This window comes from Archangium gephyra, assembly GCF_042230915.1.
In the GTDB taxonomy this organism is placed as follows: Bacteria; Myxococcota; Myxococcia; order Myxococcales; family Myxococcaceae; genus Archangium; species Archangium gephyra_B.
Genome location: NZ_CP102578.1, coordinates 8,303,135 through 8,325,543, shown reverse-complemented (window position 1 = coordinate 8,325,543; position 22,409 = coordinate 8,303,135). Strand labels below are relative to the sequence as shown.

Genomic DNA, 22,409 nt, shown 5'->3' with positions numbered 1-22,409 from the left:
CCAAGAGAGCCAGGGCCCTGCCGCGCACCTCATGGGAGGGTGGCCTGGGCAGGCGTGTACCCCAAGGGGCTGCGCGGCTTCTCCACCAGTCTGGCGCACTGCTCGGGCGGCCCCCGTCAGCGGCTCTCCTCGGCCCCTGCGCTCCAGCCCTCACCCTCAACATGGCCTCTCTCCCGCCTATACGCACCCCCCGCTTGCGGAGGCGCGCGAACTGGTGCAGTGTTGTAGTCGTGCGCAACACCGCTACACGGACGCCGCCATGGTGGTGACCCTGGACCCGAAGGACGGGCGGCCGCTCTATCTGCAGATCGTGGACGAGGTGCGCCGCGCGCTGGTGGTGGGGACCTTGCGGCCGGAGGACCCGCTGCCATCGGTGCGGGACCTGGCCGCGCAGCTGGTGGTGAACCCGCGCACGGTGTCCCAGGCCTACGGGGAGCTGGAGCGCCAGGGCGTCGTCTACGTGCGGCGGGGGCAGGGGACCTTCGTGTCCGCGGACGCGCAGCCCGACCGCAAGGAGCGCCGCGCGCTGGCGCGCGAGGTGGCCCGGCGGGCGCTGCGCGAGGCGTGGCGCAACGGGGTGGGCATGGAGGAACTGGTGAAGAGCATCCGCGAGGTGGCGCGGGAGGAGGGTGAGCCCTCCGGTGACGCCGCAGGGCAGGGAGAGAAGGAATGAGCCGCACCATCCCCGAGCCGGAAGGTAGCGCCCCCGCGGTCGCCACCCACGGGCTGACCAAGCGCTACGGGCGCGAGACGGCGCTCGCCGGTGTGGACCTGCGCGTGCCGGAGGGCGCGGTGTACGCCCTGGTCGGCGCCAACGGTGCGGGCAAGAGCACCACGTTCAAGGTGCTGATGAACCTGGAGCGCCCGGACGCAGGGCGCGCCGAGGTGCTGGGCCTGGACACCGCGAGCCACGGCCCGCGGGTCCGCGCGCAGGTGGGCTACGTGCCCGAGCTCCACACGCCCGCGTACGGCTGGATGACGTGCGGCCGCCTCCTGCGGCACGTGGCCGCCTACTACCCGGCGTGGGAGCCCGCGTACGCGGAGCGCCTGGGCCAGGCGCTCGGCCTCGAGCCCCACCGCAAGGTGTCCGCCCTCTCGAAGGGCCAGGCGCGGCGGCTGCAGTTGGTGCTCGCACTGGCCCACCGGCCCGCGCTGCTCCTGCTCGACGAGCCGACGGACGGCCTGGACCCCGTGGTGCGCAACCGCACGCTCGCCCTGCTGGCCGAGCACCTGGCCGACTCGCCCACCACGCTCGTCGTCTCCACCCACCACCTGCACGAGCTGGAGAGCCTCGCCGACCACGTGGGCGTGCTGAGTGCCGGCAGGCTCGTCGCGCAGCTGCCGCGCCACGAGCTGCAGCGCACCGTGCGCCGCTACCGGGTGGAGGTGCCCGAGCGCTGGGCCGCGCCGCCCGAGCTGCAGGCGGGCGCGCTGCGGCGCGCGGGCACCGGGCGCGAGCTGCAGTGGACGCTGGTGGGCGAGGAGCACGAGGTGGTGGCGCGGCTGTCGGGCACGGGCGCCCGCGTGCGCGAGGTGACGGCGCTGGGCCTCGAGGACGCGGCCCTCGCCTTCCTGTCCGAGGAGGTGTCGCAATGAGTGCTCCAACGAGTGCTCCGACGAGTGCCCCGGCGCTGCACGCCACGCCGGCCGCCGGCGCGGTGCTGCGCGAGCAGGTGTCCGCGGTGGGCCTGGCGCTGCGGGTGCCCGCCCTCGGCGCGCTCGCGCTGCTCCTGCTGGCCACCGCCCTCACCCTGCGCCACCGGCTGGAGACGGGCGAGCCGCTCGACTTCCGCCCCGAGCTCACCCTCCTGCCGGGCCTCGCGGGGCTGCTCTGGCCCCTGGCCGTCTGGAAGGGCGAGCCGCGCTTCGGCCCCGCCTTCTTCTGGACGCTGCCGGTGGAGCGCCGCCAGCACGCCCTCACCAAGGTGCTCGCGGGCTGGCTGTGGCTGATGGCAGCCGTCGCGCTCTTCCTCCTCTGGATGCTCGGCCTCACGCTGCTGACGGGCGGCAACGTGCTGGGCGAGGTGACGCTGCGCCTGGTGGACAGCACCCGCGACGTCCCGGGAGTAGGCGCAGTCGCGGAGACCCTGCGCACGGTGCAGTGGAAGCCCCGGCCGGTGCTGTGGCTCGTGTCCTTCACCTCCTCGAGCGCGCTCTATCTCTTCGGCAGCGCGATGGCGCTGGGCCTGCGCCACCCGCTGCGCTGGGTGGTCGGGTTCGTCTTCGGCGTCGTCCTCACCGTCACCCTGGCCCAGTTGCTGAGGGTGAACTGGTTCTTCGATGAATTCGCCCCCGGCCTCGCCCCGCTCCTCGAGGGCCGCTACGGGCTGGACGCGCTCCTCTCCGCGCGCACCGAGTCCCTCAGCGGGGAGGTGCGGCTGCCGGGCGGGGAGGTCGTCAACGCCTGGTGGGGCCTGCCGGACGTCGGGGATTGGGCCCTCGCCACGCTGCTGTGGACGGGCGCGGCGCTCGCCCTCCTGTGGGCCGCCGCCTCCCGCCACCGGGAGCAGCGGCGCCGCTGAGCCCCGCCGCGCCCTGAGACGCAGCACCGTCCTGTTCCTTTCCGTCCCCGCACCGCTCGCGGGGACGACGCCGCCCCCGCCTTGCCCGCTGTTCCCTCACCCCCGGTGCTCCCATGGACCTGCAGATTCGCAACCTCTCCAAGACGTACGCCAACGGCGTGCATGCGCTCAAGGACGTGTCGCTGACGATCCCCGCCGGGATGTACGGGCTCCTGGGCCCCAACGGCGCGGGCAAGTCCACGCTGATGCGCACGCTGGCCACGCTGCAGGAGCCCGACCGCGGCAGCGTCCACCTGGGGGACGTGGACGTGCTGAAGGACAAGGAGCGGGCGCGCGAGTCGCTCGGCTATCTGCCGCAGGAGTTCGGCGTGTACCCGCGGGAGAGCGCGGAGCGGCTGCTCGAGCACTTCGCGGTGCTCAAGGGCCTCACCGACCGGCGGGTGCGGCGCGAGACGGTGGACGCGCTGCTGCATCAGGTGAACCTGCACGACGTGCGCAAGCAGAAGCTGGGCGGCTTCTCTGGGGGCATGCGGCAGCGCTTCGGCGTCGCCGTCGCGCTGCTGGGCGACCCGCGGCTCATCATCGTCGACGAGCCGACCGCCGGCCTCGACCCCGCCGAGCGGGTGCGCTTCTTGAACCTGCTGAGCGGCCTGGGCGAGCGCAGCGTCGTCCTCCTCTCCACGCACATCGTGGAGGACGTGGCGGAGCTGTGCAGCCGCATGGCCATCATCGACCGCGGCACCATCCTCCTGGAGGGGGAGCCGCTGCGCGAGGTGGAGGCGCTGCGCGGGCGCATCTGGCGCAAGGTCGTTCCCCGCGGCGAGCTCGAGGCGCTCGAGCGCACCCACGCGGTCCTCTCCACCCGGCTGCTGGCCGGGCGCACCGTGGTGCGCGTGTACGCCGAGGCCCTGCCGGGCGAGGGGTTCGAGCCGGCGGAGCCCGGCCTCGAGGACGTCTACTTCCGCGTGATGGGAGGCCACGGAGTCTCCCGCGCCGTGCAGCCCCGGCTCGAGGTGGCGTCATGATGCTGCGCGAAATCTTCCGCTACGAGCTCGGCCTGCAGGCGCGCCGCGTCATGCCCTGGCTCTCCTTCGTGCTGCTGCTCGGGTTCGTCTACCAGGTGGCCACCGAGGCCCAGATCGAGCAAGCGCGTGATGGCGGCTACCTCTTCAACTCGCCCTTCGCGCTGGGCGTCGTCTCCGTGCTGGGCAGCTTGATGGGCCTGCTGGTCCCAGCACCCCTCGCCGGCGACGCGGCCGCGCGCGACGTGCAGCTGCGCATGCATCCGCTCCTCTACACCACGCCGGTGGGCAGGACGGCCTACCTCGGCGGGCGCTTCCTCGCGGCGTTCACCCTGACGGCGCTCGTGGTGCTCGCGGTGCCCCTGGGCCTGCTGCTCGCCGCCTACGCGCCGGGCCCCGAGCCCGAGCTGCTCGGGCCCTTGCGGCCCGCGGCGTACGCCGGCGTCTACCTCTGCATCACCCTGCCCAACGCCTTCGTCGCCTGCGCGCTGATGTTCAGCCTCGCGGTGCTGAGCCGGCGCGCGATGACGGCCTACCTCGTCGCGGTGCTGCTCTTCGCCACCACCCTCGCGGGGCGCATCTACGTGGCAGGCGCGCTGCGGAACTGGGGGGCTGGCAAGCTCGTGGACCCCCTCGGCTTCACCGTGGTCAACGAGCTGTCGCAGTCCTGGACGCCCGGGGAGAAGAACACGGGGCTGCTCGAGCTCGCCGAGGCGCTGGCCGCCAACCGCCTGCTGTGGCTCGCCCTCGCGGTGGCGGCGCTCGCCTTCACCCACCTGCGCTTCCGCTTCGCCCACCCGGGCGTCGATGCGGGCCGCGGCCGGCGCGCAGCCGCCGTCCTGCCGCCGCCGGCCCGCATCGGTCCCATCACCGTGCCCCCGGTGCGGCCCGCTCCGGGTGCCGTGGCCCGGACGCGCCAGGTGTGGGCGGTCGCGGCGCAGTCGCTGCGCGCCCTGATTGCCGGCCCGGGCGGCGCCGCGCTCGTGCTCATGCCGCTGTTCCTGCTGCTCGTCGCCCCCGAGATCATGCAGCACATGGGGGTGCCGAAGGCGCCCTCCACCCGGCTCCTCACCGAGTTCATCAGCGCCAACGGGGACCTGCTGGGCATGGTGATGCCGCTGCTCGTCATCTTCTGCGCCGGGGGCCTGGTGTGGCGCGAGCGGGAGGCGGGGGTGAGCGAGCTGGCGGACGCCGCGCCCACGCCAGACTGGGTCCCCTTCCTCGGCAAGCTCGCGGGGCTCGTGCTGATGATCGTGCTGCTGCAGGCGGCGCTGACGGCGACGTCCTTGCTCATCCAGGTGGGGCTGGGTCATACCGCCTTCGAGCCGCGGGTGTACCTGTCCGTCCTCTTCGGCCTGAAGCTCGCCGACCACCTGCTCTTCGCGCTGCTCGGCCTGGGCGTGCACGTGCTGGTGGACCACAAGTACGCCGGCCACGCGGTGCTGCTGCTCGTCTACGGCCTGCGCTTCTTCGGGCCCTCGCTCGGGCTCGAGGACCCCCTGTGGGTGTACGGGTCCGACCCTGGCTGGGAGTACAACGACCTGAGCGGCTTCGGCCCGCACCTGACGGCCTGGGCCTGGTTCAAGGCGTACTGGGCCGCGTGGGCGCTGCTGCTCGCGGTGGCCGCGCGGCTCTTGTGGGTGCGGGGCCGGGTGTCGGGCCCGCGCGAGCGGCTCCTGCTCGCGCGCCGCCGGCTCACGCGGCCCGTGGCCCTCACCGGGGCGCTGGCCGGCGCGGCCGTCCTCGGGGTGGGCGGCTTCATCGCGTACAACACGCACGTCCTCCACCCGTTCCGCACCCGCGCCCAGGTCGAAGAGGCGCGGGCGGAGTACGAGCGGCGCTACGGCCAGTACGCGCGCCTGCCGCAGCCACAGCTCACCTCCGTGCAGCTGCACGTGGAGCTGCACCCGCGGCACCGCCGGGCGGAGCTGCGCGGCACCTATACGCTCGTCAACCGCAGCCGTGAGGCCATGGCCACCCTGCACGTCGGCCTCGCCGAGGACGTGGAGACGGGCCCCTTGCGCTTCGACCGGGCCGCCACGCCCTCACTCGTGGACGCGGAGCTCGGCCACTCGGTCTACACGCTGCAGCCGCCGCTGCAGCCGGGGGAGGCCCTGGAGCTGGGCTTCGAGGTGCGCTTCGCGCCCCGGGGCTTCACCCACGGCCAGGCCGACGCGTCCGTCGTGCGCAATGGCACCTACGTCCTGCCGCGCCGCTGGTTGCCGGCCATCGGGTACCAGGAGAGCCGCGAGCTCAACGAGGCAGGCGTGCGCCGCGCCCACGGCCTCGCGCCGCGGCCCCCCGTCCCCACGCTGGAGGACAGCGAGGACCTGCGGGAGCAGGGGGCCGGGCGCATCGCCTTCGACGCGGTGGTGGGCACCGACGAGGGCCAGGTGGCCGTGGCCCCCGGGGCCCTGCGCCGCGAGTGGACGGAGGGCGGCCGCCGCTACTTCCACTACGTGACCGACGTGCCCATCTCCCACGACTACGCGCTCTACTCGGCCGCGTACGCGGTGCGCGAGGCGCGCTGGAGGGATGTGTCCCTGCAGGTGTTCCACCACCCGGGCCACCCCGGCAACGTGGAGCGCATCCTGCACGGCATGCAGGCCTCGCTCGACTTCCTCACCGAGCAGTTCGGCCCCTACCCGCACCGCCAGCTGCGCTTCGTGGAGCACGCGGGCGGAGGCATCGGGCTGCACTCCGCGCCGGTGAACGTCTCGTACAGGGAGGGCTTCTCGCAGCTTCAGCCCGAGGCCGACCCGCGCGAGGTGGACTTCCCCTTCGCGGTCGTTGCCCACGAGGTGGCGCACAAGTGGTGGGGCAACCAGCTGAAGCCCGCGCCCGTGGTGGGTGCGCCGTTGCTCAACGAGAGCCTGTCCTGGTACTCGGCCCTGGGGGTGGTGGAGCGCACCTACGGCCGCGCGCACCTGGAGCGGCTGCTGGCGCTGCTGCGGATCGAGTACCTCACGCCCCGCTCGCGCGCTGGCGTGCCGCTGTTGCAGGCCGTGGAGTGGTTCCACGCGTACCGCAAGGGCCCCTTCGCCATGTTCGCGCTGCGCGAGTACGTGGGGGAGGCCCGGGTGAACGGGGCGCTGCGCACGATGATGGAGAAGTACGGCGCCGGGCAGCCGCCCCTGCCCACCTCGCTCGACCTGTACCGCGAGCTGCGGGCCGTCACCCCGCCGGAGCAGCAGGGCCTGCTGCACGACCTCTTCGCCGCCAACACCTACTGGGAGCTGAAGACGAAGCGGGCCACGGTGGAGCCCGCGGAGGGGGGCACCTGGCGGGTGAGCCTCGACGTGGTGGCGCGCAAGGTGGTGGTGGACGAGGTGGGCCACCTCACCGAGGTGCCGATGGACGAGCCCGTCGAGCTCGGCGTCTACGCGGCGGCGGAGGGGGAAGGGCAGGGCGAGCCCCTGCACCTGCGCATGACCCGGGTGCGCTCGGGAGAGCAACGCCTCACCGTGACGGTGCCCCAGCGGCCCGCGCGCGCCGGCATCGATCCGCGCCATCTCCTCATCGACGTGAACCCCGAGGACAACACCGTGGACACGAAGACCGAGGATGCGGTCTTGATTGGCCGGAACTGAGCCGCTCCCTCCGGGCCCGCGCAGGGTTGCCCCCCAAGACAGACTGTCCGACCTCGACGAGCGGCGAAGGACCGCTTGTCGAGACGCACCACCGTCCACCCTCTACGGTGGGATATTCCGACAAGCTCCTGGACCCAATTCCCTGGGCCATCAGGCCCTAAAGAACGTGCAGATCGTCCACTTCGACAGTGTAGGTTTCGCCCTGCTTGATCGCAGTCACCGAAAGTGTCAGGTCGCTGCGGCCTTCCTCCCGGGTCCACAGAGGTACATCCAGGGTGACCGCATCCGGCTGAGACGTCTGCTCATGGATATCTACAAGCATCTCACCGGCAGCAGGTAAGGGAACAAGAGTCCGCCCGTACTGCTCGACAGCAGTTCTCAACTCCGCCTCGGTCAGGCGCCCTGCTCGGCCATCCGCTGCGAGCTCCGCATACCGTCCTGCCGCCAGATCCTCTATCAGGCGCCGAACCTGACCCATCAAGTTCACGTCCACAGTGCGGCCTCCTACCGATTGCCGGGGATTCGGGTCGGTGTTGATGGCGTGACGCCGATCGATTTGAAGTAGTCATCGGCGCGGCCAATAAGCGTTTGCGCCTCTTCATGTGACAGCCCTGCTCGTCGCAGGGCCTCATAGGCGATCCTGCGCTCGTCAGCATAGGTCCCTCCCCCGGCCTGACGCTGAGCCTGAGTCGCCTCATAGTGTGCAGTGCCAATGCGGGTCGCTGGACCCTTCAGTTCAACAGCAGGGGCTGCACGACTGTCATATCCGGGCAGCTCGCGGACGGCGGCATCTTGAATCACATGGTGAGCGTCCTTGATGCCAGCATTCTTGAGCTCACCGTAGGTTCCTGCTCTGAATCTTCCTACGGCGCTGCTGCTCGAGCTGTCGCGAGCCGCCATGGCGACTGCGTTGGGGGCCAGAGCGATGCTGACGCCCTCGGCCGTGATGGCGACCGACTCCACCTGCGCCAGCGCTGGGGCCGTGAAGCGGATGTTCATCTGCGTCTCGGCCACCACCGTGGCCTGCCCGGCCCCAGGCAACTTCGGCAGGGCCGTCGCCATCCCCGAAGCCGTGTTCCCCAGGGCCACCGTGCCCAGCATGACGAAGGCTCGAGCTGCCTTCTCACCCATCGTGTCCCCAAACTTCTCTCCGGAGGCGGAGATGCCGTCGAAGGTGGTGGCCTCATCCACTTCCTTCATCAGCACCAGCCACCCATCAATGAGGCGCCACACCGTGTCCCATCCCAGGTAGGCCATGGCCCCGAGCGTCATCAGCGCGGAGATGCCCTTGCTCACCGGCTCGGGTAGTGCGAGCAAGATCGCGTACATGGTCAGGCCGCCCACCACTGTGGCCACCACCGCCTGGGGGCTCACCATCCGGGCGAGTTCCTCCTTCATGGCCCCCAGTACCTTGCTGTGAGCAATCGCCATCGCCAGCACGTACTTGGCATCCCCATCCAGGAAGGGCTTGTCCACCAGCAGGCGTAGGCAATCTCCACCTTCCCACGTGTGGTCACACCACAGCAGGTAGCGGCGCTTCAACTCCTCGTCCTCGGGCCACAGGGGCAGGTTCCTGGTGCTCCCCGGCTCCGTGGCCATGAGGCGCTGGCTCCTGCCCTCGTATCGGTACCAGCCGCTTCGCTCGGGCACTCCGAATACTTGCCGGGCGTGCTCCAGGGGCCGTTCCACGGCCGGCACGCAGGGGGCGTGCTTCGCTATGGCTTGCTCGAACTCCTCTTGGCTCACCGCTACCGGCTTCACGTCGCGGCGCGGAATGTGGACGATGGGCTCGCCCTGGCCTGTATCCAAGCGGACGGCAACCCTCGTGGAGGCGCTGCACCCCAAGAGGAACAGCAACAGCAGCAGGACGGCCGAGCGCGGCATATGGATCCTCCTGGCCATGGCTCCCACTCGCTGGGAGCACAACCCGAGATCACACCAGCAACACAGGCAGTTCATGTCCGCAAGGGCCCTGGAAGGGGGCAATCCGGCACGGGCTGCGCCCCTCCTCGGCCTCTTGCTCTCGTAGGTCCTGGCCCCCACAAGCAGGCAGGGGCTCCACGGGGGCCCCTGGGAGGCTGACGGTAGCGTGTGCCCTGGCGAACTGCTCTCCGACGTCCTCACCTTCTTCCTGCGCGCGGTGTTCGCCCTGCGGCGTCGGAGGGCACGGCTGCAGGGCCTGCGGGGTGGGCTGGTCGGGGCCGTGTCGTTCATCCAGTTCTTCGGCTCGGCGCGCTGCTGCTTGCCTCCCCGGGCTGGGTGGCCGTGGCGAGCCGCCTTGCGAAGCCTCGGGGCCTCGATTACGCAGGGCTCGTCCCGGGAGTGCCCCGGACGGCAAGGACTCGCATGGCATCATCCAGCAAGGGCCTGGGGAAGCGGCTGGCGGGCTTCTGGAAGAAGCACCCGGTGTGGAGCCTCGTGCTGGCGGCCGGGGTGCTCCTGGTGGCGCTGGGCGGGGTGCGGAGTCTCCGGGGTCCGGAGGTGCCCGTCCTCGAGGTGAAGCGCGGGCCGCTGGTGCACCGGGTGGTGATGAGCGGGCGGGTGTCGCCGCCGGCCGAGTGGGTGGTGGCGAGCCAGCTGCCGGGCACGGTGGCACGAGTCCTGGTGGACGAGGGCGCCCGGGTGCAGCCGGGCCAGGTGCTGGTGGAACTGGATGCGGCCCCCCAGGAGGCGGACGTGGCGCGTGCACGCGCGGCGTTGGCCCAGGCGCGGGCGCGGCTCGGCGGCCTGAAGGAGGTGGGGGTGCCCCAGCGTGAGGAGGCGGTGCGGCGGGCCGAGGCGGAACTGGCCCGGGCAGAGCGCGAGGCGCAGCGGGCGAGGACGCTCGCCGAGGCGGGGGTGATGACGCGCGTGCAGCTCGAGGAGGCGGTGACGGCGCTCGACGTGGCGCGCAGCCGGCTGGTGAGCGCGCGGGCGGAGGCGGCGGGCAGCGGGCAGGGCGGGAGCGAGCAGCGGCAGGCGGAGGCGGCCCTGGCCCAGGCCGAGGCGGAGCTGCGCGCGGCCGAGGCCCGGCGGGCCCAGGCGACCCTCACGGCGACGACGCCCGCGGTGGTGTTGACGCGCGAGGTGGAGCCGGGTGACTCGGTGCAGCCGGGCGCGAAGCTGCTCACGCTGGCCAGGCTGGGCGGCACGCAGCTGACGGTGGAGCCGGATGAGCGCAACCTCGCGTACCTGCGCGAGGGGCAGAAGGCGGTGGCCTCGGCGGAGGCCTTCCCGCGCGAGCGTTTCTCCGCGGAGGTGGAGACGGTGGCGCCCTCGGTGAATCCGGACCGGGGGACGGTGGAGGTGAAGCTGGCGGTGCCCCAGCCGCCGGAGTACCTGCGGCCGGGGATGACGGTGTCGGTGGACGTGGAGGTGGGGCGGCGCGAGGACGTGCGGGTGGTGCCCCTGGACGCGGTGCACGAGGCCTCCTCCGAGTCGCCCTGGGTGCTGGTGCTCCGCGACGGGCGGGCCGAGCGGGTAGGGGTGAAGACGGGGCTCCGGGGTGAGGACAGGGTGGAGGTGCTGGAGGGCCTGTCCGAGGGAGACCGGGTGCTTCCCACCTCGGCGAAGGTGAAGCCGGGCCAGCGGGTGCGGCCGGCGGAGGAGGGGTGAGCCATGCCCTTCGAGCTCTTCGTCGCGCTGCGCTTCCTCCGGGAGGGCCGGGCCCAGACGGCGCTCATCTTCGCGGGCGCCTCGGTGGGCGTGGCCGTCATCATCTTCCTCTCGGCGCTCATCGACGGGCTGCAGGCGAGCCTGGTGGACAAGACGCTGGGCTCGCAGGCGCACATCGTCCTCCGGGCCCCGGACGAGGCCGCGCGCCCGCTGGTGTCCTCGCCCGACGCGCTCGTGCAGGTGGTGCGGCCCGCGCAGCGGCTGCGCACCATCGACCAGTGGCAGCAGGTGCTGCGCCTGATGGAGCGCACGCCCGGGGTGACGGCGGTGTCCCCCTCGGTGTCGGGCGCGGGTCTGGCCTCGCGAGGCACCGCGAGCCGCTCCATCGTGGTGCGCGGCGTGGAGCCCGAGCGCTTCGAGCGCATCATCGACGTGCCCTCCAAGCTGGTGGCGGGCCAGTGGCGGCTGCTGGGCGCGGAGGCGGTCATCGGGACCAAGCTGGCCAAGGAGCTCGGGGTGACGGTGGGCGACACGCTGCGCGTCACCACGGCGGACGGCCGGGCGGACTCCTTCCGGGTGACGGGCCTCTTCGATCTGGGCAACCAGGAGGTGAACGAGCGCTGGGTGCTGGTCCCGCTACGCTCGGGACAGACGCTGTTGGGCCTGGTGGGCGGGGTGACGACGCTGGAGCTGCGGGTGACGGACCTCTTCGGGGCCCGGGCGCTCGCGGAGACGCTCTCCCAGCGCACGGGCCTGGTGGCCGAGAGCTGGATGACGCTCAACGCGCAATTGCTGGTGGCGCTCCAGTCGCAGAGCAGCTCGCGGTACATGATCCAGTTCTTCGTCATCATCGCGGTGGCGCTGGGGATTGCCTCGGTGCTGGTGGTGTCGGTGGTGCAGAAGTCGCGGGAGATCGGCATCCTCAAGGCCATGGGGACGACGACGCGCCAGGTGCTGCGGGTGTTCCTCATCCAGGGGGCGGTGGTGGGGCTGGTGGGCTCGGTGCTGGGGGGCCTGATGGGGGCGGGGCTGGCGCGCTTCTTCGCGAGCCTGGCCACCAACCCGGACGGCTCGCCGACGTTCCCCGTCCAGCTGGACGCGAAGCTCTTCCTCACGGCCTCCACGGTGGCGATTGTCACCGGGTTGTTGTCGGCGGTGGTTCCGGCGCGCCGGGCCTCGGGACTGGATCCGGCGGTGGTCATCCGTGAAACCTGAGCCCGTCCTGCGCCTGGAGGGCGTCATCAAGGAGTACGGGGAGGAGGTCGTCACCCGTGTCCTGCATGGCATCGACCTGACGCTGGAGCAGGGCGAATTCGCCGCGCTCATCGGCCCGTCCGGCTCGGGGAAGAGCACCCTGCTCAACATCATCGGCCTGTTGGATCGGCCCACCAGCGGCCGGGTGCTCCTCCAGGGGCAGGACACGCGCGGGCTGGACGAGGACTCACTCGCGCGGCTGCGGGCGCGGACCCTGGGCTTCATCTTCCAGTTCCACCACCTGATGCCGGCCTTCACCGCGCTGGAGAACGTGATGATGCCGGCGCTGGCGGAGCGGGGCTGGCCGGACGAGCGGATGCGCACGCGCGCCTTGGAGCTGCTCGCGCAGGTGGGGCTGAAGGAGCGTGCCGGGGCCCACCCGGGTCAGCTGTCCGGAGGCCAGCAGCAGCGTGTGGCGATTGCCCGGGCACTCGTCATGTCACCCGCGCTCGTGCTGGCGGACGAGCCCACGGGCAACCTCGACACCGGCACGAGCGCCCAGGTGTTCGAGCTGTTGCGCCACATCAACCGCGAGCAGCGGATGACGTTCCTCATCGTCACGCACGACCCCCGGATGGCCCAGCGGTGCGACCGCATCATCGAGGTGGTGGATGGCCGCATCGTGAGCGACCGGCGGGAGCCGCCCCACTCCGGCTGAGCTCACGGCGGCGCACGGCTAGCGCAGCAGCGCGAGCGCGATGGGCGGGAGCACCACCACGGCGGCGAACAGTCCGCCCCACACCATCGCCTGCTGGTTGCGCGCCCCATCCAGCGCGTCCATCACGCGCTCGTCCAGCTTCTCCTCGGCCAGCTCCTGGAGCCGCTCGAGCGTCAGCTCCACGGTGCTCCGATCGCGGGCCTCCTCGCCGATGAGCTCGATGAGCTTCGTCTCGACGTGGAGGCACACCCGGAGCTTGAGGCGCCGGATGATGGAGCGGGTGAAGCCCTTGAGGCCCTCCTCGTCGTCGTCGCTCGTGGCGTACGCGGTGATGGCCCGGCTCAGCACGTCCCGCAGCTTCTGGATGGGCAGGGGTTTGCGGAGCAGCTCCGGCGTGCTCGCGCCCTCGGCGAGGATGGCCGCCCGCTCGAAGACGCGCTCGACGATGCGCTGGCAGATCTTGTGCTCCTTCACGAGGTTCATCGCCACGCGGCCGATGCCGCGCCACAGCCCCGCCGTCCCGAGCCCGATGGCGCCCGCGGCCATGTAGACGGGGAGCAGGACGTAGACAAGCGTGCCCCAGTACTCCGCCGGGTGCGCGAGCAGCCCGGTCACCTTCTCGATGAGGAAGGCCACGATTCCGAGCACGAAGCCGAGGGCTCCGAGCCCCAGCGCCCGGGAGGCAACGGTGGCCGCGGCGGCACCGGCCTTGGAGAACGAGCCCACCGAGCGCAACGCGCCAGGCTTCTGGGCGGCGGCCGCCCGGATGGACGTTGCCGCGGACTGCTGCTGCTCGTTCTTCATGGGTGCGTTGCTCACCGGGTTGTCCCCTCGTGCTGCCGAAGTCGAAAGAGGGCGCCACGATAGGCCGGTGGATGCCGGGTGCTCAACGCCCCCACCCAGACAGGCGGTGCGTCCACGGCCACGACCCCCCGCGTTGTGGGCCCCTGTAGGCAGGGGCGCCCTCGCTGTCACAGGGCCATCCACCGTAGACTCTCTTCCAGAGAGGTGATCGCCATGATGTCCGGGCTGAAGACGGGTCTGGTGCTGGGAGGTGGGGCCGCGCGAGGGGCCTATGAGGCCGGAGTCCTCTCCTATCTGCGCGAGGAGCTGGAGCCGGAGCTCGGCCGCCCGCTGAAGCTGGACATCCTGGCGGGCACGTCGGTGGGCGCCATCCACGCCTGCTACCTCGCCGCGACGAGCGACCAGCCAGGCTCGCAGGGCCGGGGCATGCGGGCGCACTGGACCGGGATGAAGGTGGAGGAGGTGCTCCGGGTCGGCGTGGGGGACGTCTTCCGGGTGCTGCGCGAGGCGCTCGGCAAACCGGCGCCCCATCCGAGAGATCTCCAGTACGGCGGGCTGGTGGATCCCCGCGGGCTGCGGGCCATCGTGAGCCGCGGCATCCCCTGGCTGGGCATTGCCCGCAACGTGCGCAGGGGCCATATCGAGGCGCTCGCGGTGAGCACCACGCACGTGGGCAGCGGACGGGCCTCGGTGTTCGTCCAGCGGCACGGCGGCAGCGTCCCCGCGTGGGGGAATGATCCCTCGTACCAGGCCATGGCCACGCGCATCACCCCGCACCATGCCCTGGCCTCGGCGGCCATCCCGGTCGTCTTCCCGGCCGTACGGCTGGGGGGCGAGCTGCACGTGGATGGAGGGCTGCGGCTCAACGTCCCGCTCAGCCCGGCGCTGCGGCTGGGGGCGCAGCGGGTGATCGTCATCTCGCTGCGGCACGAGGCGATCCGCGCCCGGAAGCCGGAGGGCACCCAGTCGAGCACCGAGCAGGAGCGCGAGCAGGCCCTGGCGACCGCGCCCTTCCTCGCGGGCAAGATGCTCAACACGTTGATGATGGACCGCACGGATCAGGACCTCGGCCGGCTGCGTCGGCTCAACGCCATCCTCGAGGCGGGGACGGTGGCCTACGGGAAGGACTTCGCGCGGACGCTCAGCGAGGTGCTGGGACACCACCGCAGCCAGCCGCTGCGCTACGTGCGGGAGCTGCTGGTGCGGCCCTCGAAGGACATCGGCGCGCTGGCCGCAGAGTACGTCCGCACGCCCGAGTTCCGCCGCCGCAGCAACGGCCTGGCGCACAAGGCGATCCTCCGGCTGGTGGACCGGGACGCGGCGCACGAGGCGGACCTGGCCTCCTACCTGCTCTTCGATGGCGGCTTCGCGGACATCCTCATCGAGCTGGGCCGGCAGGACGCCCGGGCGCTGCACGCGGAGTGGCTGCGCTTCTGGTCGAACGAGCCGCAGACCGTGGCGGAGATGGCCACGATGCCCCCCAAGGCGAGCGCTGCCTGAGCCCGTGGGGCCACGCGCCTCCCGCGTGGCTCAGAAGGTGTAGCGCAGGCCGATGCGCACCTGCCGCGGCGCCTGGTACTGGGTGGGCTTCTGGAACTCCCGGTTGACGTCGCCCGCGGTGAGCGGCTCGCCGTCGGTGCGTTGCACCCTGTCCGGGGTGAGGGCACCGGGCGCCACCCGGGCCTCGAGCGGCAGCACGCTGGCGTAGGTGTAGTGCTCGTTCACGCGCGTGACCTCCTGGAAGTTGAACACGTTGAACACCTGCACGAGGAGGGACACCGACGTCTGCTTGCCGAGCCGGTAGGTCACATCGAGGCTGGGGTCGAGCGTGTGGACCCAGGGCGTGCGCTCCCCGGTGGAGCCGCGCGGCAGCACGAAGGTCTCACCCATGCCGGCGCGCGGGTGGCCGCCGAGGTAGTTGATGGGGGTGCCCGACTGGCCTCGGTAGGACAGGCCCAGGCTGGCGCTCAGCCACTGGGTGATGGCGAGCTCCTTGGCGCTGAAGACCTTGATGGTATGCGTGCGATCGTTCGGGAGGAGCCCCGACCGGTTCGGCAGTTGAGAGGGGAAGTCGAAGTCGGACCGGAGCATCGGTTCGCCCCAGCCGAGGCCGGGCCGGAAGGTGCCCGCGTAGTTGCCGTACAGGCGTGACCAGGTGTAGCTCGCCTGAGCCAGCCAGCCCGTGGGGAGGATCCCGCTCAGCACTACCGTCACCTCATCGTAGGTGCGCTCCGCCTTCGGGAAATCCCTGGCGAGTCCCAGGCCCGGGTTGCCCAGGAAGGTGGGGCGAATGTCATCGCCATGGTCCAGGTTCTCCACGGCTGAATCCAAGCCGCGGTGGGTATAGGTGGCGAGCAACCGGGTTCGTGGCAGTACCTCGAATTCGGCGCCCGCGACGAGCTCGCTGGACGAGGGGGGAACGAGGCCGGGGTCCACGGGCTCCTGGTCCGTGAGGGAAGGGAAGACGCCGTTGAGCAGGGCGAGTGGCACCTGTCCGCGGTACTTCGCGTAGTGGGTGAAGAGCTTCATCCGGCCGGAGGCCAGCGGATCCACGGCCAGTCCCACGCGCGGCGAGAACTGCTGGCCCAGCACGAAGGTCCGGGGGTCTCCAGGCGTGTTCAGCCACTGCGCGTCGTAGCGGACACCGGCGTTCACCGTGAGCCGGTTGGCGAGGGTCCAGCTGTCCTGCACGAAGCCACCGAGGGTGTCGCGGTCGTATCCGTTCCAGAAGCCGCGCCGGACCTGCTCGGAGTCGAGGTGCTCCGCGTCCACGCCGGCCTTCACCACGTGGGGGCCGAGCAGGTCCATCAACCAGCTGGCCTGGGCGTTGGCCTGGTAGCGGTCCACCGTGGCGATGGACTGGAGGCCCGCGCCACCCGTCTCGTAGTACTGGACGGGGCATCTCGCGAGCTGCTCGGCGGGATCGGTGCCGCAGGAGAGCGCCGCGTCCGGCACGGAGGGCTCGTAGTACGTCACGGGCCTCCTCTCCGGGAACACGAGGGACGCGAGGCCCGTGCCGTAAGGCGTATCGGAGGCCGTCTGGCGGGACCAGGCGAGGTTGGCGTCGACGAGCAGCCGGTAGTCCATGTGCGAGCCGCTGTACTTGAAGGCGGCCATCGTGAAGTTGCTGTCGAGCTCACGATGGAGCAGGGCGGTGGGACTCCCGTTGATGAACTCCCGGACGCCGCCGGTCAGCGGGTCCACGGCGAGCGTGTCCTCTCCGCCCGAGCGGGCTGGCGTGGTGATGACCGACAGCGACACGTTGTTCTGGCCATCGATGAGGTAGGTCAGCTTGCCCATCGCCTGGAGGCTGCGCTCCTCGGCGTGGAAGAAGTGCGAGGTGCCAGGAATCGGCAGGCTGACGCTGGCGCCGTCCGGACCGGGCCCGAGGGCGTTGAGGGTGCGCGTGTGCTCCACGCGGGTGAGCGCCGGGGCCACGCCGGCGAAGAACCACAGCCGGTCCTTCAGGATCGGGCCTCCCAGGGTGGCACCGGCGTCCGCCTGGAGGCTGAGCGCGTTCTGGCCTGAGATGGTCCAGGTGGGCCCGGAAGCGGGGGTGGGCGTCCCTCCCAGGAAACCCGGGACCCAGTGGCTGAACACCGAGCCGTGGAATTCGTTGGAGCCAGAGCGCGTCTGGACGCGGAGGATGCCTCCCGTGGCGCGACCGTACTCCGGCGTGTAGCCACCGGTGAAGACCGAGACGTCCTGGAGGAACTCGACACTCAGCGGCAGGGCATTGACGCCGAGCACCGGGTCGGTGGTGGAGAGGCCGTCCACCAGATATGCGTTCTCGAAGGAGGACGCTCCGTGGATGGACACGCCGTATGCTTCGCTCCGTACGCCCGGAGACATGCCGGCGAGACCCTCGAAGGAGCGGGCCGCGCCCCGCTTGTCCGTGGGCCGGTTCAACGCGAGGAACTGGGCGAGCGTCGGGTCCTGGGCCACCGCCGCGGATGACAGGCTCAAGGCCAGGACGACGCCCATCTTCTGGAGCGTCCGTCCCCGGTACATGTTGGCAATCCCCATGATGGGGACAAGGTGCCACGAGCCCGAGGCCCGCTGGCTCACGGTTTCATCATGGCATCCTCATGAGTCCCTCAGGGCGGGGCCCTACTGCTTGTACTCGTACTCGCCGCCCGGGTAGACGAAGGAGTCGCGCGGGGCGTACCAGCACCAGCCCTCCACCTTCTGCAGGGGGCTCGAGGGCCGCAGCGCGTAGACGGGGTGGTCCTTGGCGAGGAACTCGAGCGACACCAGCTCGAAGGGCGAGGCCAGCTCACCCACGTAGGGGTAGTTGCCGGCCACGAGCTTGCCATTCACCAGCGTTACGTAGGTGAGGTGCCCGCGCGCCACCGAGGAGATCTTCGCGCCCACCCGGGCCACGGTGCGGATGATGGGCGTGCCATCCACGCGCGTGGTGGCCACCAGCTCGCCACCGTTGAGCTCCAGCGTGGTGGTTCCGGCGGAGGCGGGCACGCCGCGCTCGCGCACGTAGGCGCGCACCTTCTCCGAGGAGTTGAAGTAATGCGTGAAGAAGCGCGAGGGCGTCACGCCATCCGGCGCGGTGCGGCCCGCCAGGTCCAGGCCCAGGTACGTGAGCGAGTAGGCGCCGAAGCTCGAGGTCTGATCCTCCGAGTCGACGACGTACTGGTTCATGTAGATGGCGCGGTTGGCGGCGGGCTGGAGACCCTTGGGCAGCAGCGCGGCGGCGGCCTGCGGGTCCGCGGGAATCCAGCTCGAGTACAGCATGCGGCTGTTGATGACGAGCTGCGGTGCGGCGAGAGATGACTCGGACACGGTGCTCCCCCCTGCGTGAGTGGTGGAGACTGATGCCAGCGCAGGAGGGAGGGGGGCGCAAGTAAAGAACGCGGTGCCGCACCTCGTCAGGCCGCGGGGGCGGCCTTCTCGGGCGGCTTGCGGCCCACGCGATTCTTCCGGGACTTCGTCAGCACGTGCTTGAGGTAGCGCCCGGTGTGGCTGTCCTTCACCTCCGCCACCTGCTCGGGCGTGCCCACGGCCAGCAACTGGCCGCCACCCGCGCCGCCCTCGGGCCCCATGTCCAGAATCCAGTCCGCGCTCTTGATGACGTCCAGGTTGTGCTCGATGACGAGCACCGAGTTGCCCGCCTCCACCAGCCGGTTGAGCACGTGCAGCAGCTTGCGGATGTCCTCGAAGTGCAGGCCCGTGGTGGGCTCGTCCAGGATGTACAGCGTGCGGCCCGTGGCCACGCGCGCCAGCTCGCGTGCCAGCTTGATGCGCTGCGCCTCGCCACCCGACAACGTGGGCGAGCTCTGCCCCAGCCGGATGTAGCCCAGGCCCACGTCCTCCAGCGTCTGGAGCACGCGCATGATGTCCTTGTGCGCGCCGAAGTGCTGCATCGCCTCGCGCACGCTCATCTCGAGCACTTCGGCGATGTTCTTCCCCTTGTAGCGCACCCGCAGCGTGGCCTCGTTGAAGCGCTTGCCGTTGCACACCTCGCACGGCACGTACACGTCCGCCAGGAAGTGCATCTCCACCAGCTTCACGCCATCGCCCTCGCACGCCTCGCAGCGTCCGCCCTTGATGTTGAAGGAGAAGCGGCCCGGCGTGTACCCGAACGCCCGTGCCTCTGGCGTCATCGCGAACACGTCGCGGATGGCGTCGAACAGCTTCGTGTACGTGGCCGGGTTGCTGCGCGGCGTCCGTCCAATCGGCCGCTGATCGATGTCGATGACCTTGTCCAGGTGCTCCAGGCCCGTGATGGCCTTGTGCTTGCCCGGCACCTCGCGGCTCTCGTACAGGGCGCGCGCCGCGGCGGGGTAGAGGATCTCATTGATGAGCGTGGACTTGCCCGCTCCCGACACGCCGGTGACGGCCACGAAGAGCCCCAGCGGAATCTCCGCCGTGACGTCCTTGAGGTTGTTCTCCTTCGCCCCCTGGATGACCACCTTCGCCTTGCCGGGAACGCGCCGCTGCTCGGGGATCTCAATCTCCTTGCGGCCGGAGAGGTACGCGCCGGTGGAGCTCTTCTCGTTGGCCATCACCTGCGCCGGCGTGCCCTCGGCCACCACCTGGCCGCCCAGCTCGCCCGCGCCCGGCCCGAAGTCCACCAGCCAGTCCGCCTCCTCCATCGTCTCCTCGTCGTGCTCCACCACCACGACGGAGTTGCCCAGGTCCCTCAGCCGCTTGAGCGTGGCCAGCAGCTTGCCGTTGTCGCGCTGGTGCAGGCCGATGGACGGCTCATCGAGGATGTAGATGACGCCCGTCAGCTCGCTGCCCATCTGCGACGCCAGGCGGATGCGCTGGCTCTCGCCGCCGGACAGCGTGGACGCCGTGCGATCCAACGTCAGGTACGCCAGGCCCACGTCCTCCAGGAAGCCCAGGCGGCTGCGGATCTCCTTGAGCAGCTCGGTGGCGATCTTCCGCTCCGTCTCGGTGAGCTGCATGTCCCGGAGCCAGCGCAGCGCATCGCCGATCGTCTGCCGGCTCAGCTCCACGATGGAGCGCCCGTGCACCTTCACCGCCCGGCTCTCCGGCTTCAGGCGCGCGCCCTCGCACGTGGGGCACGGCTTGTCGCTGAAGAACTTCTGGTAGTAGGTGCGCATCGCCTCGGACGTGGTCGTCTTGAAGCCGCGCATCAGCCTGTTGACCAGGCCCTCCCACTCCATCTCGTAGCGGCCGCCATCGCCCCACTTCACGGTGAAGCGCTTGCCCTCGGCGCCGTACATCAGGATCTTCTTCGCCTTCGCCGGCAGCTTGCCGTACGGCGTGTCCAGGTCGATGTCGAAGTTCTCGGCCAGGCTGTCCACGAAGTCCGCCGTCCAGCCCTCGCCCTTGTTCATGCCGCTGGCCCACGGCTCCACCGCGCCGTCGCGCAGGCTGCGCGAGGGGTCCGGGACGATGCGCTCCGGATCCATCTCCGCCTTGGTGCCCAGGCCGTTGCAGTCCGGGCACATGCCCAGCGGGTTGTTGAAGGAGAACGAGGAGGGGCTCAGCTCGCCGAAGGACAGGCCGCACGTGTGGCAGGCGTTGAGCTCGCTCATGATGCGATCGCTCGCCGGGTTGCCCGTCTCATCCGTGAGGATGAGCATGCCCTTGCCCTCGCGCAGCGCCGTCTCCACCGCGTCGGTGAGCCGCGTGCGGATTTCGGGCTTGAGCACCAGCCGGTCGATGATGAGCGCGATGTCGTGCTTGGACTTCTTGTCCAGCTCGATGCGCTCCTCCAGGCTCTTCACCTTGCCGTCCACGCGCGCGCGGGAGAAGCCGCGCTTCTGCGCCTCGGTGAGGATGTCCTTGTGCTCGCCCTTGCGGTTGGTGACCACGGGGGCCAGCACCATCACCTTGGTGCCCGCGGGCGACTCCATCAGCGTGTCGACGATCTGCTGGGCGCTCTGCTTGCCCACGCGCTTGCCGCAGTTGGGGCAGTGCTGCACGCCCACCGAGGCGAAGAGCACGCGCAGGTAGTCGTGCACCTCGGTGACGGTGCCCACCGTCGAGCGCGGGTTGTTGCTGGCCGCCTTCTGCTCGATGGAGATGGTGGGCGACAGGCCCCGGATGGTGTCGTACTTGGGCTTCTCCATCTGCCCGAGGAACTGCCGCGCGTACGCCGAGAGGCTCTCCACGTAGCGGCGCTGGCCCTCGGCGTAGAGCGTGTCGAACGCCAGCGAGCTCTTCCCCGAGCCGGAGACGCCGGTGAACACCACCAGCTTCTTCTTCGGAATCTCCAGGGAGATGTTCTTGAGGTTGTGCTCCTTGGCTCCGCGGATGGAGATGACGTCGGGCTCGGACATGGGGGCGCGATCTACCACTGAAAGGGCGCGCAGGTAGGGGGATTGTGGGCGCGCGGTTTGCCGGGGGGTTGAATGATGCTGAACGCCTGGATTTTCAATGCGAATCCCCGCGCCGCCCGGGTGGGGGGCAAGCGGGCGAGGGGGACTGGGGAGGCGGGCGGTTCCGCGTTAGGGTGCCGCGCCCATGCCCCCCATCCCCGAGCGTCTGCGCGGCTCGCCCCTGCTCGTCATCTCCAGCTTCATGTTCGCCGTGATGGCCTTCTGCGCCCGCACGGTGGCGGGCCGGCTGTCCGTGGGGCAGGTGGTGTGTGCCCGCTTCGCCATCGGGCTCGTCTTCCTCGCCTTCTACTTCCCGCTCACCGGCACCCGTCCCCGCATGGGACGGCCCGGGCTCTGGGCGCTGCGAGGCATCTTCGGCGGCGGCTCCGTCTACTTCTATTTCGTGGCCATCGACCGGCTGGCGGTGGGGCCCGCCACGCTGCTCAACGCCTGCTGGCCCATCTGCGCCGCCATCCTCGGCATCTTCATCCTCGGCGAGCGGGTGAACGGCTACCTGGCCACCGGCCTCATGGCCACCACCTTTGGAGCGGGGCTCGTCATCTGGAGCACGGTGCAAGGCGGCGTGGGCCTCACGCTGGGCGTGGGAGCGTGGGCCGGGGCGCTCTCGGCCGTCCTCAGTGGTGCGGCCGTCATCGCCCTGCGCGCCCTGCGCGGCGACACCGATGCCGCCTCCATCTTCCTCTCCTTCTGCTTCTTCGGGCTGCTCGTCGGCGTGCCCTTCGCCGTGCAGGACTGGCGGCCCCTGAGCGCGGACATGGCGCTGCCGCTGCTCGGCGTGGGGCTGGCCTCCGTCGTGGCGCAGATGATCTTCACCTACGCCATGGGCTACGTGACGGCCGCCGCCGGTGGCATCACCACCCAGCTCACCCCGGCCTTCTCCTGGCTGCTCGGCGCGCTGCTGCTGGGCGAGCCCCTTCATCCTCTCGCCATGGTGGGCTCCTTGGTGTGTATGGGTGGTGTGCTGTGGGGTACGGGGCTCGTGCCTCGCCTGCTCATTCCCGCCGCCAAGCCCTCGCCCTGAGCGGGGAGTCCGGGGGAGTTCGCGTTTCCCTTTCTTGGCCCCGAGTCTTCCGGTTTTTTCCCGTCACCTGCCGAGCACTCTGGAAATCTTTTCAGCAAGGGGAGTCCGGTGGGGC

At 70.8% G+C, this 22,409-nt stretch carries 16 protein-coding genes; 10 read left to right on the top strand and 6 right to left on the bottom strand.

What is annotated here, in order from left to right; all coding sequences use genetic code 11:
* Positions 1–259 precede the first annotated feature (259 nt).
* From NR798_RS32520 to NR798_RS32500, 5 genes are all read left to right on the top strand, one after another.
* Entirely contained in the window at positions 260–673 is a 414-nt protein-coding gene (locus NR798_RS32520; RefSeq protein WP_375766413.1) for a GntR family transcriptional regulator, read from the top strand.
* The gene (locus NR798_RS32515; protein WP_375766412.1) at positions 670–1,596 is read left to right on the top strand and encodes an ABC transporter ATP-binding protein; all 927 of its coding nucleotides are present in this window, start codon (positions 670–672) and stop codon (positions 1,594–1,596) included. Before NR798_RS32520 ends, NR798_RS32515 begins: the two co-directional genes overlap by 4 nt.
* A complete protein-coding gene (locus NR798_RS32510; RefSeq protein WP_375766411.1) occupies positions 1,593–2,522 on the top strand; it encodes a hypothetical protein in 930 nt (309 codons plus the stop codon). The genes NR798_RS32515 and NR798_RS32510 overlap by 4 nt, the downstream gene beginning before the upstream one ends.
* 113 nt (positions 2,523–2,635) lie before the next feature.
* The gene (locus tag NR798_RS32505) at positions 2,636–3,547 is read left to right on the top strand and encodes an ABC transporter ATP-binding protein (RefSeq protein ID WP_375766410.1); all 912 of its coding nucleotides are present in this window, start codon (positions 2,636–2,638) and stop codon (positions 3,545–3,547) included.
* Positions 3,544–7,134, top strand: a complete 3,591-nt coding sequence (locus NR798_RS32500) for a hypothetical protein (protein ID WP_375766409.1) — start codon at positions 3,544–3,546, stop codon at positions 7,132–7,134. Before NR798_RS32505 ends, NR798_RS32500 begins: the two co-directional genes overlap by 4 nt.
* A gap of 157 nt (positions 7,135–7,291) precedes the next feature.
* Here the strand turns inward: NR798_RS32500 and NR798_RS32495 are convergent, their stop codons facing one another.
* Complete coding sequence (locus NR798_RS32495) at positions 7,292–7,621, bottom strand: hypothetical protein (protein WP_375766408.1); 330 nt, start codon at positions 7,619–7,621, stop codon at positions 7,292–7,294.
* 17 nt (positions 7,622–7,638) lie between these two features.
* On the bottom strand, positions 7,639–9,018 hold the full coding sequence (locus NR798_RS32490; RefSeq protein ID WP_375766407.1) for a hypothetical protein: 1,380 nt from the start codon (positions 9,016–9,018) through the stop codon (positions 7,639–7,641).
* 462 nt (positions 9,019–9,480) lie between these two features.
* Here NR798_RS32490 and NR798_RS32485 point away from each other — a divergent pair, with 462 nt between their 5' ends.
* From NR798_RS32485 to NR798_RS32475, 3 genes are read left to right on the top strand one after another with little or no spacing between them, the layout of a single operon-like run.
* Positions 9,481–10,728: an efflux RND transporter periplasmic adaptor subunit gene (locus NR798_RS32485; protein WP_375766406.1), complete on the top strand. Its 1,248-nt coding sequence runs from the start codon at positions 9,481–9,483 to the stop codon at positions 10,726–10,728.
* 3 nt (positions 10,729–10,731) lie between these two features.
* Positions 10,732–11,943 (top strand): ABC transporter permease, encoded by a 1,212-nt coding sequence (locus NR798_RS32480; protein ID WP_375766405.1) that lies wholly within the window; start codon positions 10,732–10,734, stop codon positions 11,941–11,943.
* Positions 11,933–12,640, top strand: a complete 708-nt coding sequence (locus NR798_RS32475; RefSeq protein WP_375766404.1) for an ABC transporter ATP-binding protein — start codon at positions 11,933–11,935, stop codon at positions 12,638–12,640. Before NR798_RS32480 ends, NR798_RS32475 begins: the two co-directional genes overlap by 11 nt.
* Before the next feature lie 18 nt (positions 12,641–12,658).
* Here the strand turns inward: NR798_RS32475 and NR798_RS32470 are convergent, their stop codons facing one another.
* Positions 12,659–13,459 (bottom strand): hypothetical protein, encoded by an 801-nt coding sequence (locus NR798_RS32470; protein WP_375766403.1) that lies wholly within the window; start codon positions 13,457–13,459, stop codon positions 12,659–12,661.
* Between the two features lie 198 nt (positions 13,460–13,657).
* On the opposite strand from NR798_RS32470, the gene NR798_RS32465 reads away from it, so the two are divergent.
* Positions 13,658–14,944, top strand: coding sequence for a patatin-like phospholipase family protein (locus NR798_RS32465; RefSeq protein ID WP_375766402.1), 1,287 nt, complete (start codon positions 13,658–13,660; stop codon positions 14,942–14,944).
* 30 nt (positions 14,945–14,974) lie between these two features.
* Here NR798_RS32465 and NR798_RS32460 read toward each other — a convergent pair whose 3' ends face one another.
* The 3 genes from NR798_RS32460 to uvrA all read right to left on the bottom strand — a co-directional run bounded on the left by NR798_RS32460 (position 14,975) and on the right by uvrA (position 21,213).
* On the bottom strand, positions 14,975–17,512 hold the full coding sequence (locus NR798_RS32460) for a TonB-dependent receptor plug domain-containing protein (protein WP_375766401.1): 2,538 nt from the start codon (positions 17,510–17,512) through the stop codon (positions 14,975–14,977).
* Between the two features lie 42 nt (positions 17,513–17,554).
* Positions 17,555–18,241 (bottom strand): hypothetical protein, encoded by a 687-nt coding sequence (locus NR798_RS32455; protein WP_375766400.1) that lies wholly within the window; start codon positions 18,239–18,241, stop codon positions 17,555–17,557.
* Between the two features lie 86 nt (positions 18,242–18,327).
* Positions 18,328–21,213, bottom strand: coding sequence for an excinuclease ABC subunit UvrA (gene uvrA / locus NR798_RS32450; protein ID WP_375766399.1), 2,886 nt, complete (start codon positions 21,211–21,213; stop codon positions 18,328–18,330).
* Positions 21,214–21,397: 184 nt separating this feature from the next.
* Here uvrA and NR798_RS32445 point away from each other — a divergent pair, with 184 nt between their 5' ends.
* Positions 21,398–22,294 carry a DMT family transporter gene (locus NR798_RS32445; RefSeq protein WP_375766398.1) on the top strand — a complete coding sequence of 299 codons (897 nt, stop codon included), beginning with the start codon at positions 21,398–21,400 and terminating at the stop codon, positions 22,292–22,294.
* Positions 22,295–22,409: the final 115 nt, after the last annotated feature.

Coding starts and splice junctions, on each gene's coding strand:
- NR798_RS32505 (WP_375766410.1), top strand. CDS start 2,636: ATGGACCTGCAGATTCGCAACCTCTCCAAGACGTACGCCAACGGCGTG.
- NR798_RS32490 (WP_375766407.1), bottom strand. CDS start 9,018: ATGCCGCGCTCGGCCGTCCTGCTGCTGTTGCTGTTCCTCTTGGGGTGC.
- NR798_RS32500 (WP_375766409.1), top strand. CDS start 3,544: ATGATGCTGCGCGAAATCTTCCGCTACGAGCTCGGCCTGCAGGCGCGC.
- NR798_RS32480 (WP_375766405.1), top strand. CDS start 10,732: ATGCCCTTCGAGCTCTTCGTCGCGCTGCGCTTCCTCCGGGAGGGCCGG.
- NR798_RS32510 (WP_375766411.1), top strand. CDS start 1,593: ATGAGTGCTCCAACGAGTGCTCCGACGAGTGCCCCGGCGCTGCACGCC.
- NR798_RS32520 (WP_375766413.1), top strand. CDS start 260: ATGGTGGTGACCCTGGACCCGAAGGACGGGCGGCCGCTCTATCTGCAG.
- NR798_RS32485 (WP_375766406.1), top strand. CDS start 9,481: ATGGCATCATCCAGCAAGGGCCTGGGGAAGCGGCTGGCGGGCTTCTGG.
- NR798_RS32465 (WP_375766402.1), top strand. CDS start 13,658: ATGATGTCCGGGCTGAAGACGGGTCTGGTGCTGGGAGGTGGGGCCGCG.
- uvrA (WP_375766399.1), bottom strand. CDS start 21,213: ATGTCCGAGCCCGACGTCATCTCCATCCGCGGAGCCAAGGAGCACAAC.
- NR798_RS32515 (WP_375766412.1), top strand. CDS start 670: ATGAGCCGCACCATCCCCGAGCCGGAAGGTAGCGCCCCCGCGGTCGCC.
- NR798_RS32445 (WP_375766398.1), top strand. CDS start 21,398: ATGCCCCCCATCCCCGAGCGTCTGCGCGGCTCGCCCCTGCTCGTCATC.